Here is a 13629-nt window from a genome sequence, read left to right on the forward strand (position 1 = left end):
CCTAGTCCGCGTCGGGCATGGGATAACCCCTGAGCTGCAAGAACAGGCTTTGTTCTTCGGTATGCAGATATAGCGGCACGGTGGCGGGTGGTTCGGGATTTGTAGCCCGGGCCGCTATTTCCGCAAGAACGACCTCGGTAATGAAGGGAAGGTCCAGTTCGCGCGCGCGGTCCAGCGGGACCCATTGTAAATGGGACAGCTCATCCGACGCGCGGCTGAAATCATCCAGATCCCCCTGAACGGCGTTGGCATCGACCAGAAAGAACCGTGCGTCGAAACGGCGTGGGCGCCCCGGAGGGGTCACGGCACGGAACACAAATTGCAGCGCGCTGGCCGATGGGCGGTAACCCAAGTCGGCAAAGCCCTGCCAATCGTCCGGAACTGTGCCGCTCCACCCGCCGGGATCCCCCAGGATCAGCCCTGTTTCTTCCCACAATTCACGAATTGCGGCTGCGGCCAGTGCGTTTTGCAATCCCGGTTCGGACTTTTCGTCCAGCCTGTCGCTGCACAACGCGGGCAGGGGCGTGGCCAAAGGTACCGAGCTGTCCTCGGCATCGACGGCACCGCCGGGAAACACGAACTTATTGGGCATGAATACGGCCTTTGCACCGCGTTGCCCCATCAGGATGGACGGCTCGGTCATACGATCTCGCAGAACGATGACCGTTGCCGCATCCCGTATTGCTGTTTTGTCTATTGTCATGCGCTGCGCGACCCGATGGATGAGGTCATTGCGCTTTTTCGAACCCGTGCATGCGACGCGCCCATTGGTACGCGACAACCGCTCCCTTCAGCCTGGGCAGCAGGAACAGCGACAAGGCCGTACAACCGATGGCAAAGATCAGGAACATGGTCATCGGTTCCGGGCGAAACTCTACATAAGACACGTGAAGGGCCGGTGCCATCAGGTGTCCGACCAGCAGAATGGTCAGGTACGCCGGACCGTCATCTGCCCGATGGTGAAACAGCTCTTGCCCACAAGAGTCGCAGCTGTCCTTGACCTTCAGATAGCCTTTCAGAACCTTGCCCTCGCCGCACTTGGGGCAGCGGCAGCGGAAGCCTTTGACCAAAGCAGGCCAAGTGGGGCGGTCATTCTCAATCGTGGTGTCGATCGTTTGATCTGTCATTGTAAAACTCGAGCGTTCGTTTGAGCCGGATAATGCGCTTGTTTTGCCCTGAAAAAAAGAGGGGTGCGTCGCTTTGTGGCGCGGGGTGTTGGTAACGGCCTGCAAAGTTTTTTGGATTTTTGCGACGGAAAGCATCCAGCCCTGCGTTTGAACTTATGTGAGCAGCGGCGATGGGGCCGCTAAACAAAGGGAAAACGACATGAAAAGCGCCAAATTCATTCCGGCCATCCTTATCTCGGCTATTGCAATCACAGGTACGTCCGTATTGGCGGCCGGACCAAAGGATCGTGAACCTGCAAGCTTTCAAGAACTGGATGCCAATGGTGACGGTCAACTGACGCAAGAAGAATTGGAGGCCCACCGCACGCAGCGATTCTCGAACGCTGACGCTGACGGCGACGGCAAACTGAGCGTCGAAGAAATGCAGGCCGCTGGCCAAAAACGCGCCAATGACCGCGTGACCAAGATGTTCGAAAAACACGACGCCAATCAGGACGGCTTTCTGAGTGAAGACGAGTTGCCCAAACCGCGCCGCGCTGGCAAGATGTTTGACCGTATCGACGCGGATAACAGCGGAACGATCTCGGAACAGGAATATGCCGATGCGAAAGAGCGGATGGGTCGCAAGCACAAGAAACACGGCAAGGCGGACTCTGACGACAGCTGATGAAGGATGGAGGATCTGACCTCTCCATTACAGGATGTCCGCGGCGCAGAATGTGCCGCGGATACGACAGATGATGCGTTGTTGCGGCAATTCGCGGGCGGCGACGCGGTGGCTGCCCGTCAGTTGACTGACCGGTTGGGGCCGCGTTGTTTTTCAGTCGCGATGCGAATGTTGGGCAACCGGGCCGAGGCCGAAGACGTAACGCAGGACGCAATGATGCGGCTGTGGCAGATGGCCCCAAAATGGGTGCCGGGGCAGGCCAAGGTGTCCACCTGGCTCTATCGCGTTACGCTGAACCTGTGTGTGGATGTGCAGCGCAAGAAAAGGCCGGACCGTCTGGACGATGTGCCCGAGCCCGAGGATGAAGACCTGAGCGCTACCGAGCGGCTACAAGAAGCGGCGCGTAAGGATGCGCTGCAATCAGCGTTGTCGCAATTGCCAGACCGCCAACGGCAAGCGGTGATTTTGCGGCATATCGAAGAACTGCCCAACCCTGAAATCGCCGGGATCATGGGCATTTCGACTGAAGCGGTAGAAAGCCTGACCGCGCGCGGAAAGCGCGCCTTGGCGGCAATACTGGCAGGACGGCAAGATGAACTGGGGTACGAAGATGGCTGAAGATGACATGAAATTGGACCAGTTGTTTGCTCAGGCACGGCAAGCCCGGCCGGAACTGCCCGATGATCTGGCGGTTCGCATTCTGACTGACGCCGAAACGGTGCGTCTTGACCGGATGAAACCTGCAGATCCACCGCGTTCTGTCTGGGCGCGGCTGCTGGACGGGATCGGAGGCTGGCAGAGCATGGGTGGTTTGGTCGCGGCCAGTGCCGCAGGGGTTTGGATCGGATTTGCCGCGCCCGACTTTTTACCTGACCCGGCAACGATTATTTTTCCGCAGGACACCAGCTTTGTGGTCGCTGACCTTGGCCTGGACACAACTTTTCTGGAGGACGCCGAATGAGCGGTAATGCCAAACCCAAAAGACGGTGGGTAACGGTTCTTTTGACCGTATCGCTGGCGCTGAACCTTTTGGTTGTTGGCGTCGCTTTGGGCACTGTTTACAGGGTCAAAGGCGGGCATCACGGCAAGGGTCCGCCCGGATTTGCCCCAACGTTGTACCGGGCGCTGCCCAAAGAGGAACGGAAAGCGTTGCGCAGTGAGTTGTCTGAGCGGCATACCAAGGGGGCGAAGATGCGGTCGCAGGACTTTGCCGCGCTTGAGGCAGCCTTGCGAGCGGAACCGTTCGATCCCGAGGCGGTGCAGGCGCTGCTGCAGCAACAGGCGCAAGCCATGGCCGAATTGCAAAGCGCATTGCAGGATAAATGGCTGGACCGCATCACCGCGATGACTGACGCGGAACGTCAGGCTTACGCGGACCGGCTGCAGGAAGTGGTCGAGCGCAAGGCGCATGGGCGCAAGCACAAGGATTGATCGGTTCAGGCTGCGCTCTGCCGGACCCGAACCTGGTTGCGCCCAGCCGACTTGGCAGCATAAAGCGCGGTGTCGGCCGATTTGATCAGCCCCTCCAATCGGAGTGGTTGAAGTGATTGCGACAATCCGTTTGGTTGGGCTGCGATTAGTCCGATGCTGATCGTGACCGGTATTGGGGCAGGGGCGTCTGGCAGCTCAAAAGGTTTGTCACGGATGCAATCACACAAGCTTCTTGCTAGTTTCAGTGCTTTGGCCTGCGTTGCTTCGGCGAGGCCAACCATGAACTCTTCGCCACCGATTCGTGCGATGAACCCGGCCGAGCCAATCGTTTGTTTCATCCGGGCCGCTGCCTCGGCCAGCACCAGATCCCCGCCGGTGTGGCCGAAGGAGTCGTTGATACACTTGAAGTGATCCAGGTCAGCCAGCATCACCGCAAAACCTTGTTCGGTCCGCGCAGCCTTGTGCATGATCTGATCCATCGCGTGCATCGCATATCGGCGATTGTGCAGGCCGGTTAACGGATCGACCCAGGAATCCTCCAACCCGCGCCTGAGCGACGCGCGCATCTGGTCCAGCCGGGCCTTTCGCACAATCTGGTTTTCCAGGCGCAACAGCGTTTCTTCGGGGCAGAAACTACCCATGCAAATCGCGTCGGCACCCCGATCAAGCGCTTCGGATGCCAATTCGGTATTCTCTTCCTCAAGAACACCAATCAGAACCGTATGCCGCGTAGTGCTTCGCGATTTCAGATCGGCCAGCAGTTTGAGGTCCGACGGGTTTGCACTGACCTCGAACACGATGGCATCAGGGACAGGTCCCGACAGAATACCCCGAAGGTTGGATGTTGTATGAGCGGATAGGTTGTGCGGTGTCTGCTTGAATAGGGCCTTTTTCCACAAAGCGCTGGTGCATGACGATTGTGTCAGAATAGCGACTCGACCGGTTTTCGCAGGCATGATCAGCGCAGCGCTAGGTTCGGCAAATCCGATGGGGTGCGAACTGGTTCCAACCTGCAATTCCTGGGTGTCGGCGCGCGCGCGCAACAGGCTGCGAACCCGCGCAAGCAGGAACGTATCCTTGAACGGGTGGGCCAGAACATCGTCCAAGCCGTCAGCCAGCGCCTTCAGCCGCGCGGCCTTGTCGTTTTGCTGTGCGATCGCAACCACCGGCACATCGGTCAAATCCGGGTCTGCCATGACAAGCTTCTTTACGTCAGCGGCAGTGCCGTCCGGCAAGGTTTGCGAGGTCAGTACCAGGTCGGGCCTGGCACGCCGTAAAAGCCCGGGCAGACCCTGAAGCCGTTCACCCTGAACAACGTGATACCAAGCCGCAGTTAGCTGAACCTTCAGCATGATGCGATTGGTTGAGGCCCCGTCGAGGACAAGGATGGTTCCCTGCACGGACATATCAGTCACCATTGATTGCATGCGTTGCTAAAGTGTTTATGAGTCTGGTTAACAAACCCTTTCCAAGATCTGATCCGGGGCTATTTTATGTCAATCAACGCCCAATCTGCCGAAACGCTGGCGCTCAGTGTTTTGGGTTGGCTGGTGGGCAATGAAGAATTGCTGCCAATTTTCCTTGGCTCAACCGGTGCATCGACACAGGACCTGCGCGAAAGAGCAGGCGAGCCCGAGTTTCTGGGGTCGGTGCTGGAGTTTCTTATGCTTGACGACTCGTGGGTAATCGCCTTCTGTGACGCGAATTCCGTGCCCTATGACCTGCCTGGACAGGCCCGCGCGGCTTTGTCCGGTGGCGCTGACGTCCACTGGGCCTGACCCACAACTTTGCAGGAGCATGCAATGCCTATCGACGCGATCCTGTTCGACAAGGACGGCACCTTGTTTGACTTTGCCAACACCTGGGGGGCTTTCGGGCGCAATGTCGTGTTGCGCTTGGCCGACGGAGACCCTGCACGCGCTTCAGAATTGGGGCGTGTTATCGGCTTTGACCTGGAAAAGGCCAGCTATTCCGAGGACAGCATCGTCATCGCCGGTACGGTTGATGAAATCGCCGAAGCCTTGGTTCCGCATCTTCCCGACATGACGCAGGAAGATCTGGTCGATGTCCTGAACACCGAATCGGCGTCGGCTCCGCAGGCGCAGGCCGTGCCATTGGCCCCCTTTCTGGAAGGTTTGAAACAGGCTGGGCTAAAGCTGGGCGTGGCCACAAATGACGGTGAGATGCCAGCGAAACAGCATCTCTCATCGGTCGGGATTCGCGATCATTTTGACTTTGTCGCGGGCTATGACAGCGGCCACGGGTACAAACCAGGGCCCGGGCAGTTGCTTGCCTTTGCGACCTATGTAGGCGTGGCACCTGAACAGGTGGCCATGGTGGGCGACAGTCTGCACGACCTGCAAGCTGGTCGCGCTGCCGGGATGACGACAATTGCCGTTCTCACGGGCATGGCCCCGGCCGAAGCACTGGCGCCCATGGCGGATGTCGTGTTGCCGGATATCGGGCACATTCCCGACTGGCTGGCGAAAAACTGATCACGCTCCAGCCAATTTCGTCGCTTCGGGATAAAAAACCGACAAAGTCTGTCGCAGACAGAGCGGCCAGCCCCCGACCTTCGGGGCTTGCTTGTGATAGAGCAAGCTCCGGAGGATCAGATGGCAGACACAAATACTCGTAGGCGTCGTGGTGGTGGACGTGCCGGGGCCGCTGAACGCAGAGGTACTGCGGTAATCGACCAGATGCCGTGGAGCCCGCCAATCAATATCGACCGCCCGACTGAACCGTTGGATCAGGACGGGATCGAGGCGATCCATGAAGGGGCCATGCGCATCCTCGAAGAGATCGGGATCGAGTTCTACAACGAAGAAGCCAAAGGCATTCTGCGCGAGGCAGGGTGTACGGTCGAGGGCGACAATGTTCGCATGGGCCGGGACTTTGTCATGGAGATGGTGGGCAAAGCCCCTTCAAGCTTTACGATTACTCCGCGAAATACGGACCGCACGATTGAAATCGGCGGAAAGAACATGGTGTTCGGCAACGTATCATCGCCGCCGAATTACTGGGATATGGAGATCGGTACCAAGGTTCCCGGCAATCGAGATATGTGCCGCAACCTGTTGAAACTGACGCAATATTTCAATTGCATTCACTTTGCGGGCGGGTATCCGGTTGAACCCGTCGATATACATGCCAGTGTCCGGCACCTGGATGTGCTTTATGACAAGCTGACCCTGACCGACAAGGCGATGCATGCCTATTGCCTCGGGAAGGAACGGGTCGAAGATGTGATGGAGATGGTCCGCATCGCTGGCGGGCTGAGCCACGAGGAATTCGAGGCAACGCCTCGGATGTATTCGAACATCAACTCGACCTCACCGCTGAAACACGACCACCCGATGATTGACGGTTGCTTGCGTTTGGCGCGGCGGGGGCAGGCGATTGTTGTGACGCCGTTCACGTTGGCTGGTGCAATGGCTCCGGTAACGATGGCGGGGGCTGTGGCGCAATCGCTGGCCGAAGCCTTGTGCGCAATCGCTCTGTTCCAATACGTGCGTCCGGGGATTCCCTGCGTAATCGGGACGTTCACATCCAATGTGGATATGAAGTCAGGCGCACCTGCCTTTGGTACACCGGAATACATGCGTTCCACCCAGATGACTGGGCAAATGGCACGGTTCTACAACCTGCCGATGCGCTCGTCGGGGGTGTGTGCCGCAAACGTGCCCGATGGCCAATCAGTTTGGGAGACCTCGAACTCTCTGTGGGCGTCCGTTCAGTCGGGTACCAATATGGTTTACCACGCAGCAGGTTGGCTTGAGGGAGGGTTGATCGCCAGCCCCGAGAAATTCATCATGGACTGTGAAATATTGCAGCAAATTCAGCGCTATATGCAGCCTGAAATTACCGCGACCGGTCCAGATGAAATCGCGTTGGATGCGATCCGGTCGGTGGGCAATGACGGCCATTTCTTTGGTATTCAGCACACGCAGGACCGCTACACCACCGCGTTCTATCAACCCTTCCTGAGTGATTGGAAGAACTTCGAGGGCTGGAATGTTGCGGGTGGCATTTGGACGGCGGAGCGGGCCCATCACATGTTCAAAGAGATCATCACCAGCTTTGAACCACCGGCGCTGGATGATGCGATCCGGGATGAGCTTGCCGACTTTGTCGCCCGTCGCAAGGCCGAAGGTGGGGCGCCGACGGATTTCTAGTTCCCTGTCAAAGACTTCCACTGTGATACTTGTTCAGATTGTTGGAATCCAACGACCTATCTTGGGGGTTTGTTAAGGAATCTCGGGCCAGATTGGAGAAGTAACCAATCTGGGGCATTTTATGCATGGTCTGATCAATCGGGCGGTACAATCCTTCGTATGCGCGACCTACGGGCAGACGTGCTGGTTGCGCGTGACCGAGATGGCTGAGCTGGGATTTACCGAGTTCGAGGCCATGCTCGTCTACGATGACGACATGACTGCCCGGGTTTTGGACACACTGTGCGGCGAACTAAAGCGCCCACGTGCCGAAATACTCGAGGATTTGGGAACATATCTGGTGTCTCACCCGAATATGGAGGATCTGCGCCGTCTGCTGCGCTTTGGCGGCGTCACTTATGTAGAGTTCCTGCATTCCCTGGATGACTTGTCCGACCGTGTCCGTTTGGCAGTTTCCGACCTTTGCCTGCCAATGTTGGAGCTTATTGAGGTGAGCCCAACAGAATATCAATTGTATTGTCATCCCGGATTGGCCGGATATTCCAGCGTTATGGTCGGGGTTTTGCGCGCTATGGCCGACGATTACGGTGCCTTGGCCATGTTGTCCCATGACGGGCAAGAGGGCGAGGCCGAAGTCATCTCAGTCGTACTTGTGGAAAGCGCTTTTGCCGAAGGGCGTCATTTCGATCTTGGGGCGCGCAAATCATGACGGATACTGGCGATCTGGGTTCTTTGCTGGAAACACTATGTCCAATGTTCGTTCTGGTGAGCGAAACTGGGCGGATAACACGCGTAGGGCCGACGTTGCAGAAACTTCGCCCGGATCAACCGATGGAGGGGAAAGAATTTCTGGACGTATTCGAGTTAATGCGCCCGCGCGCTGTCACAGCCCTTTCGGCGCTGATGTCGTTGGCTGGCGCAAAACTGCACCTGAAACTCCATGATACGCCACGAACGGCGTTGAAGGGATTGATTGCCCCACTGCCCAACGGAAAAGGCGCAGTAATTAACCTGTCCTTCGGCATTTCGATTTTGGATGCTGTACGCGATTATGCGCTGACCAGTGCGGACTTTTCTGGCACCGACCTTGCGATCGAACTGCTGTACTTGGTCGAGGCTAAATCGGCAGCGATGGAGGCTTCGCGGTCGCTTAACCTGCGGCTGCAAGGGGCGATGTTGGCCGCCGAAGAACAAGCCTTTACCGATATGCTGACCGGGTTAAAGAACCGTCGGGCCATGGACGTGGTTCTGGGCCATCTGATATCCGGGAATTCGCCTTTCGCCCTGATGCATCTGGATTTGGATTTCTTCAAGTCGGTCAATGATCAATATGGGCACGCAGCGGGGGATCACGTGTTGCAGCAGGCCGCCCGGATCATGGTAGAGGAAACCCGCAACGATGATACAGTGGCCCGCATTGGCGGGGATGAGTTCGTTATTATCTTCAAGGGTTTGATGGATGAATCTGTCCTTTCAGCAATTGCGTCACGTCTTATTGACCGGCTGCAAAAACCAATGGTGTTCGAGAAAAACCCCTGTCGGATATCAGCCAGTATCGGGACCGCGTTGTCCACGCAGTTTTCGCCCCCCATATCCGCGGAAATTCTGAACGCGGCTGATTTGGCGCTGTATGAGGCGAAGAGGAAAGGCAGATCTCGGCATTGCTTATACTCGACACTGGTGGGGCATCGACAAGGCGACCCGGCATCCGGGGTTCGTTTGGATTAAAATCGCGCGGACCCGGCTTAGATGCGATCAAGGCTAATCGAACACACGGCTCAGAGTGTTTGCAATATGGCGCTTGATCGGTGGAAGCTCTCCGACAACTGGCATGAGTTGTCCTTTGAACGTGGCTTCAGCCAACTCTTGCGGCAGGTCCTCCAGAACGTGACCGCCGGTGCAGGCAAAATAGGGCAGGCAAATAGCTTGCGCCGACAGACCTGACGCGGCCTCGGAGATGGAAGGGGGTTCTTCGACAAAACCCACACGAATGGACCTGAATGCCAGATATTTTTCTAACGTGCTAGCGAAAGCAAAGGCAACGGCAGATGGGTTGCGACTGCGACCTGAGCCATGAGCCGCCACAACGAGATCCGTTTCCTGCGCCGTCCACTGGTTTTCCACCAACCTGTCGCGCAGCGCCCCGGCCACAAGTTTTGGAAGTTCAGGGTCGATACCAAGCGGGTCCAGAATGCGTAGATTTCGCCCGGCAAGACGTTTGGGTAGCGCGCTGGTGACAAACCACCCATTTGCCATGAACAGCGGGTAAATTACCGCGTCATCTGTCAGCTTTGAAACGCGCTCTTCGAATATACCCGGTGCCGCCAGCGTTGCCGACCGCACAGTCACCTTTGCGCACAGTACGTCGACCTCGGCGGCATACTCGGCTAAGGCCTGTTCGGCCGGGGTCGGGTCAGACGGCTGGCCATGGGCGACGATAAGGGCGTGGTGCATTCGAATTGTCCTGTAAGCTTTACCGATAGGTGCGTCCCGCCGCGCCAGAGTCAATCCAAACTAAGGTGCCATCAACCTAAAAGTGTCAGCCAGAACCAGATCGTCAGAATCGAGGTCGCCGTTCCAATCAAAACGGATGAGGCTGCCACCCGTTTTGCGTGTCCGTACATGTTGGCAAATATATAAGCGTTGAAGCCGGGCGCCATCGCCGCTGTGAGAACGCCCGAGCGGAACAAATCCTGAGGCAGACCAGCAGAGGCCCCAAACAGCCAAACCAGGGCGGGGTGCAGGATTAATGAAATGCAGCAGACATAGGCAATCGCGCGCAGATCGCCCTCGGGCTTGTATTTGACCAGAACTCCGCCCAGCGCGAACAGGGCGCCGGGCAGGGCGGCACGAGTAATAAGGCCAAGCGCTTCGTCCAAAACTGAAGGTACGCCAATTCCTGAAAGGTTAACGATAAATCCCAGCGCAATACCAAGGATCAGCGCATTGCGGAACATTGCCGACATCACCGACCGGATCATGCGCCTGCCGCCATTCCCCCGGTTTCGGACAACTTCCATCACCGTGATGCCGATGGCATAGCAAAATGGCGCATGGAAGGCGATGATGGCGTAGTTCCCGTCCAAATTCTCAGACCCAAAAGCTCGTTCCGTGATTGGAAGACCCAGCAGAACCGAGTTCGAGAACAAACAGCAAAAGCCGATGGCGACGCAATCTTCCCACTCGCGGTGAAAGATCAGGCGGGCGCCGAAAAACCCGGCGGTGAAACACAGGGCTGCGGCGGCATAAAAGCTGCCAAGTAGCCGGGGATCGAAACTGGCGCTCAGATCCAGATGTGCGATGGCCAGAAACAGCAGGCAGGGAATCGCGAAGCCCTGGGTGAATTTCATCAACCCTTCGACATGGGCTTCTTTGAAATACCCCATACGGGTCGCGGTGTATCCGGCACCGATCACAAGAAATACCGGCAGGATAACTTCGATCAGAGTTTGCAGCATCCAGCCGCCCCAGAGTGTTTCGCGGGCTGCAACGGCAGTGCCCTATAATTCCTGATGGATCACCATACCGTCATAGGCAGGGGTGATGTGATCGGCGGTTTCGGCGTCAACCGTGACATAGTCGAGGTCGATATGCATGTTGGTCAGCACCGCTCGTTTGGGTTTCAGCTGATCGATCCATTCCAACGTTTTATCCAGATGGGCGTGTGTGGGATGAGGGCTGCGGCGCAGGGCGTCAATGACCAGACAGTCCAGCCCTTCCATCATAGGCCAAGCGTCGTCATAAAGTTCGGCGACGTCCGGCAGATACACCAGCTTACCCATCCGAAAACCCAAAGAATCGATCGAGCCATGATTGACCTTGAAGGGGTGAAACGGGATCGAACCGCCGGGGCCGTCGATTTCGAACGGGCCGTCGATGGATTTCAAGTCAAGGATCGGCGGATAGGGAGAGCCTTCGGGTTGGATGAAGGCATACCCAAACCGCCCCAGCAGGGCGTTCTGCGTATCACCGTCGGCCCAGACCGATACTCTCTCGCGCATGTTATAGACGATCATGCGCAGGTCATCGATGCCGTGGACGTGATCGGCATGGGAATGAGTATAAACCACGCCATCCAAACGCCCTGTTCCAGTACTCAGCAATTGGCTGCGCATGTCGGGGGTGGTGTCGATCAGCACCGTGGTCGTGCCATCCGGCCCGTCACGTTCAACCAGCATCGAACAGCGGCGGCGAATATTCTTGGGGTTCTGCGGATCGCAATCCCCCCAATGCCCGCCCAGTCGCGGTACGCCGCCGGACGAGCCGCAGCCAAGGATGGTGCAGCGCAGCTGGGTCATGCAGCCGCCTTGTAGGTTGCGGCCTTGGTGAACAGACGGTCGAAATTGGCCTGCGTCTGGGCAGCGAAATCGGCATAGTCCAACCCGAACACTTCGGCCCCTTTATGGGCGGTGTGGGCGGTATAGGCCGGTTCGTTACGTTTACCGCGATAAGGCGGCGGGGCCAGATAGGGGGCGTCAGTTTCCACCAGAACGCGGTCGACCGGCGCGGCAGCGAAGATATCGCGCAATTCCTGGCTTTTGGGGAAGGCGGCGATGCCGGACATGGACAGGTAGAAACCCAGATCCAGCGCGGCGCGGGCCAGTTCCGCCGAGGATGAGAAACAGTGCATTACGCAGGAATAGGGCGCATTGCGGTGTTCCTCGGCCAGAATGCGCGCCATGTCATCATCAGCTGCGCGGGCATGGATAATCAGCGGTAGACCGGTGTTTTGGGCGGCCTCGATATGAACGCGCAGCGATTGCTTTTGCACCGAGGCTGAGTCAGCTGTGTAGTGATAATCCAGTCCTGTTTCGCCGATGCCGACAAATTTCGGGTGCCGGGACAGCGCGATCAGTTCGTCGACCGTGGCCATCGGCTCATCCGCGGCGCTCATGGGATGGGTGCCTGCGGCATAGAAGATCGGCGCGTGTGCCTCGGCAATGGCACGAATGGTGGGTTCGTTGCGCAAGCGGGTGCAGATCGTGACCATACGGGTCACGCCTGCTTCGGCGGCATTGACGATGATCTGGTCCAGCTGCCCCTCAAAATCGGGGAAGTCCAGATGGCAATGGCTGTCGGTGATCTGGGGGGTGTCGCTCATCTGCTCTGACCGGCGGTTTCCTGTATCTTGAACACCGTATCTAGGACCAGAGCGGCAGGGTCAAGGTTCACCGCCTGACCATGGCGCGCGCGGGCCGTGATTGTCGCCGCAACCTCGGCCCATTGACGGGCCTGATGCGGAGATGGGGACAAACGTGACAGCGTTTCCGCCTCATTCGGCGCAGCCGCGGGTAGTGGCGGCGCACCGGTTGCGCCGGTCAGCGCCAGGCGCGACAGGACGACGTCGATCAGGGTCAGCAGCAGTTCGAACCGCTCTGCCGCACCGCGTTGGGCAGCGGCTTCGGCCAAAGCCAACGCGCGCTGGCGATCCATGCGGGGCAGAGTGCCGAGAATGGCGATCAGTTCAGCATAGATCTCTAACCCACCCAGATTGATCAACCGCACTGCATCGCCGACCGACCCGGCGGCCAGCGCCGCCAAATGGTCGGTCTGCGCGGGCAGGTCCGCACCCGTTTGCACGAGGGCGGCTTGCATATCCTCAGGCCCAAGTGGAGAAAGGCGCAGGGTTCGACAACGGGATCGGATCGTTGGCAACAGGCGTGACGGCTGGTGCGAAACCAACAGTAATGTCGTGCGCGCAGGTGGCTCTTCGAGCATTTTCAGCAGGGCATTAGCCGCACTGACATTCATCTCATCCGCTGAATCGACGATTACGACACGCCGCCCGCCATCGGCCGAGGACAGACCGAAGAATTTCCCCAGCTTGCGAATATCATCAACGACGATTTCGTTCCGCAACCGCCCCTGATCATTCACGGATCGGGTGATGGCGGCCAGCCCTGGCTCGGCCCCGGCCAGAATGCGGTGCGCGACCGGATGCTCGGGATCAATCGCAAGGGTTTCAGGTGGCGGAGGGGCACCGAACAGCTCATCCTCTTCCACCGGTGGCGTTGCCAGCAAAAACCGTGCAATCCGCCAGGCCAGGGTTGCCTTGCCCACCCCGCGCGGGCCAGTCAAAAGCCAGCCGTGGTGCAGCCGGTCTGAGGTGTAGGCGCTCAGAAATGCCTGTTCAGCCGCGGCTTGCCCAAACAGTTGCTGGGTTTCGCGCGGGTGCGGGGCACCGGGGGCCTGATCCGGGGTTGGGGTATCGTCGCTCATCTATCGTCAG

General features: G+C 58.1%; 17 protein-coding genes. 9 read left to right on the forward strand and 8 right to left on the reverse strand.

Annotation, left to right across the window (positions count from 1 at the left end):
* Window position 1: 1 nt before the first annotated feature.
* Together ACR0JB_RS01900 and ACR0JB_RS01905 are read right to left on the reverse strand one after the other, a co-directional pair.
* Window positions 2-703: an NUDIX hydrolase gene (locus tag ACR0JB_RS01900; RefSeq protein ID WP_170395765.1), complete on the reverse strand. Its 702-nt coding sequence runs from the start codon at window positions 701-703 to the stop codon at window positions 2-4.
* A gap of 25 nt (window positions 704-728) precedes the next feature.
* Window positions 729-1127 carry a DUF983 domain-containing protein gene (locus tag ACR0JB_RS01905; RefSeq protein ID WP_170395767.1) on the reverse strand — a complete coding sequence of 133 codons (399 nt, stop codon included), beginning with the start codon at window positions 1125-1127 and terminating at the stop codon, window positions 729-731.
* 199 nt (window positions 1128-1326) lie between these two features.
* On the opposite strand from ACR0JB_RS01905, the gene ACR0JB_RS01910 reads away from it, so the two are divergent.
* From ACR0JB_RS01910 to ACR0JB_RS01925, 4 genes are read left to right on the forward strand one after another with little or no spacing between them, the layout of a single operon-like run.
* Window positions 1327-1794: an EF-hand domain-containing protein gene (locus tag ACR0JB_RS01910; protein WP_170348176.1), complete on the forward strand. Its 468-nt coding sequence runs from the start codon at window positions 1327-1329 to the stop codon at window positions 1792-1794.
* A gap of 6 nt (window positions 1795-1800) precedes the next feature.
* Window positions 1801-2412 carry an RNA polymerase sigma factor gene (locus ACR0JB_RS01915; protein ID WP_170395769.1) on the forward strand — a complete coding sequence of 204 codons (612 nt, stop codon included), beginning with the start codon at window positions 1801-1803 and terminating at the stop codon, window positions 2410-2412.
* Window positions 2405-2755 (forward strand): hypothetical protein, encoded by a 351-nt coding sequence (locus ACR0JB_RS01920; protein ID WP_254429470.1) that lies wholly within the window; start codon window positions 2405-2407, stop codon window positions 2753-2755. Before ACR0JB_RS01915 ends, ACR0JB_RS01920 begins: the two co-directional genes overlap by 8 nt.
* Window positions 2752-3225 (forward strand): periplasmic heavy metal sensor, encoded by a 474-nt coding sequence (locus ACR0JB_RS01925; RefSeq protein ID WP_170395771.1) that lies wholly within the window; start codon window positions 2752-2754, stop codon window positions 3223-3225. Before ACR0JB_RS01920 ends, ACR0JB_RS01925 begins: the two co-directional genes overlap by 4 nt.
* Window positions 3226-3230: 5 nt before the next feature.
* Here ACR0JB_RS01925 and ACR0JB_RS01930 read toward each other — a convergent pair whose 3' ends face one another.
* Complete coding sequence (locus tag ACR0JB_RS01930; RefSeq protein WP_170504761.1) at window positions 3231-4631, reverse strand: diguanylate cyclase; 1401 nt, start codon at window positions 4629-4631, stop codon at window positions 3231-3233.
* 87 nt (window positions 4632-4718) lie between these two features.
* Between ACR0JB_RS01930 and ACR0JB_RS01935 the strand changes: the two genes are divergently transcribed.
* From ACR0JB_RS01935 to ACR0JB_RS01955, 5 genes are all read left to right on the forward strand, one after another.
* Window positions 4719-5003 carry a DUF3572 domain-containing protein gene (locus ACR0JB_RS01935; protein ID WP_170504764.1) on the forward strand — a complete coding sequence of 95 codons (285 nt, stop codon included), beginning with the start codon at window positions 4719-4721 and terminating at the stop codon, window positions 5001-5003.
* A 24-nt stretch (window positions 5004-5027) separates the two neighbouring features.
* A complete protein-coding gene (locus ACR0JB_RS01940) occupies window positions 5028-5720 on the forward strand; it encodes an HAD family hydrolase (protein ID WP_170504767.1) in 693 nt (230 codons plus the stop codon).
* A 120-nt stretch (window positions 5721-5840) separates the two neighbouring features.
* On the forward strand, window positions 5841-7400 hold the full coding sequence (locus ACR0JB_RS01945) for a trimethylamine methyltransferase family protein (protein ID WP_170504770.1): 1560 nt from the start codon (window positions 5841-5843) through the stop codon (window positions 7398-7400).
* 121 nt (window positions 7401-7521) lie between these two features.
* Window positions 7522-8109, forward strand: a complete 588-nt coding sequence (locus ACR0JB_RS01950; protein ID WP_170504773.1) for a heme NO-binding domain-containing protein — start codon at window positions 7522-7524, stop codon at window positions 8107-8109.
* Window positions 8106-9128 carry a GGDEF domain-containing protein gene (locus ACR0JB_RS01955; RefSeq protein WP_480789642.1) on the forward strand — a complete coding sequence of 341 codons (1023 nt, stop codon included), beginning with the start codon at window positions 8106-8108 and terminating at the stop codon, window positions 9126-9128. Before ACR0JB_RS01950 ends, ACR0JB_RS01955 begins: the two co-directional genes overlap by 4 nt.
* Window positions 9129-9161: 33 nt before the next feature.
* Here the strand turns inward: ACR0JB_RS01955 and ACR0JB_RS01960 are convergent, their stop codons facing one another.
* The 5 genes from ACR0JB_RS01960 to ACR0JB_RS01980 form a co-directional block, all read right to left on the reverse strand.
* Window positions 9162-9854, reverse strand: coding sequence for a CbiX/SirB N-terminal domain-containing protein (locus tag ACR0JB_RS01960; protein WP_170395782.1), 693 nt, complete (start codon window positions 9852-9854; stop codon window positions 9162-9164).
* A 71-nt stretch (window positions 9855-9925) separates the two neighbouring features.
* Window positions 9926-10858, reverse strand: a complete 933-nt coding sequence (locus ACR0JB_RS01965) for an AEC family transporter (protein WP_170395784.1) — start codon at window positions 10856-10858, stop codon at window positions 9926-9928.
* Between the two features lie 42 nt (window positions 10859-10900).
* Window positions 10901-11698, reverse strand: a complete 798-nt coding sequence (locus ACR0JB_RS01970) for an MBL fold metallo-hydrolase (RefSeq protein ID WP_170395787.1) — start codon at window positions 11696-11698, stop codon at window positions 10901-10903.
* Window positions 11695-12501, reverse strand: a complete 807-nt coding sequence (locus ACR0JB_RS01975; protein WP_480789643.1) for a TatD family hydrolase — start codon at window positions 12499-12501, stop codon at window positions 11695-11697. Before ACR0JB_RS01975 ends, ACR0JB_RS01970 begins: the two co-directional genes overlap by 4 nt.
* Window positions 12498-13619, reverse strand: coding sequence for a DNA polymerase III subunit delta' (locus tag ACR0JB_RS01980; RefSeq protein WP_480789644.1), 1122 nt, complete (start codon window positions 13617-13619; stop codon window positions 12498-12500). Before ACR0JB_RS01980 ends, ACR0JB_RS01975 begins: the two co-directional genes overlap by 4 nt.
* Window positions 13620-13629 lie beyond the last annotated feature (10 nt).

The organism is Ruegeria sp. BI7 (assembly GCF_056537925.1).

What these genes read in the sequence shown, in the direction of transcription:
- ACR0JB_RS01900 (WP_170395765.1), bottom strand. Translation starts at nt 703, where the DNA reads ATGACAATAGACAAAACAGCAATACGGGATGCGGCAACGGTCATCGTT.
- ACR0JB_RS01905 (WP_170395767.1), bottom strand. Translation starts at nt 1,127, where the DNA reads ATGACAGATCAAACGATCGACACCACGATTGAGAATGACCGCCCCACT.
- ACR0JB_RS01910 (WP_170348176.1), top strand. Translation starts at nt 1,327, where the DNA reads ATGAAAAGCGCCAAATTCATTCCGGCCATCCTTATCTCGGCTATTGCA.
- ACR0JB_RS01915 (WP_170395769.1), top strand. Translation starts at nt 1,801, where the DNA reads ATGGAGGATCTGACCTCTCCATTACAGGATGTCCGCGGCGCAGAATGT.
- ACR0JB_RS01920 (WP_254429470.1), top strand. Translation starts at nt 2,405, where the DNA reads ATGGCTGAAGATGACATGAAATTGGACCAGTTGTTTGCTCAGGCACGG.
- ACR0JB_RS01925 (WP_170395771.1), top strand. Translation starts at nt 2,752, where the DNA reads ATGAGCGGTAATGCCAAACCCAAAAGACGGTGGGTAACGGTTCTTTTG.
- ACR0JB_RS01930 (WP_170504761.1), bottom strand. Translation starts at nt 4,631, where the DNA reads ATGTCCGTGCAGGGAACCATCCTTGTCCTCGACGGGGCCTCAACCAAT.
- ACR0JB_RS01935 (WP_170504764.1), top strand. Translation starts at nt 4,719, where the DNA reads ATGTCAATCAACGCCCAATCTGCCGAAACGCTGGCGCTCAGTGTTTTG.
- ACR0JB_RS01940 (WP_170504767.1), top strand. Translation starts at nt 5,028, where the DNA reads ATGCCTATCGACGCGATCCTGTTCGACAAGGACGGCACCTTGTTTGAC.
- ACR0JB_RS01945 (WP_170504770.1), top strand. Translation starts at nt 5,841, where the DNA reads ATGGCAGACACAAATACTCGTAGGCGTCGTGGTGGTGGACGTGCCGGG.
- ACR0JB_RS01950 (WP_170504773.1), top strand. Translation starts at nt 7,522, where the DNA reads ATGCATGGTCTGATCAATCGGGCGGTACAATCCTTCGTATGCGCGACC.
- ACR0JB_RS01955 (WP_480789642.1), top strand. Translation starts at nt 8,106, where the DNA reads ATGACGGATACTGGCGATCTGGGTTCTTTGCTGGAAACACTATGTCCA.
- ACR0JB_RS01960 (WP_170395782.1), bottom strand. Translation starts at nt 9,854, where the DNA reads ATGCACCACGCCCTTATCGTCGCCCATGGCCAGCCGTCTGACCCGACC.
- ACR0JB_RS01965 (WP_170395784.1), bottom strand. Translation starts at nt 10,858, where the DNA reads ATGCTGCAAACTCTGATCGAAGTTATCCTGCCGGTATTTCTTGTGATC.
- ACR0JB_RS01970 (WP_170395787.1), bottom strand. Translation starts at nt 11,698, where the DNA reads ATGACCCAGCTGCGCTGCACCATCCTTGGCTGCGGCTCGTCCGGCGGC.
- ACR0JB_RS01975 (WP_480789643.1), bottom strand. Translation starts at nt 12,501, where the DNA reads ATGAGCGACACCCCCCAGATCACCGACAGCCATTGCCATCTGGACTTC.
- ACR0JB_RS01980 (WP_480789644.1), bottom strand. Translation starts at nt 13,619, where the DNA reads ATGAGCGACGATACCCCAACCCCGGATCAGGCCCCCGGTGCCCCGCAC.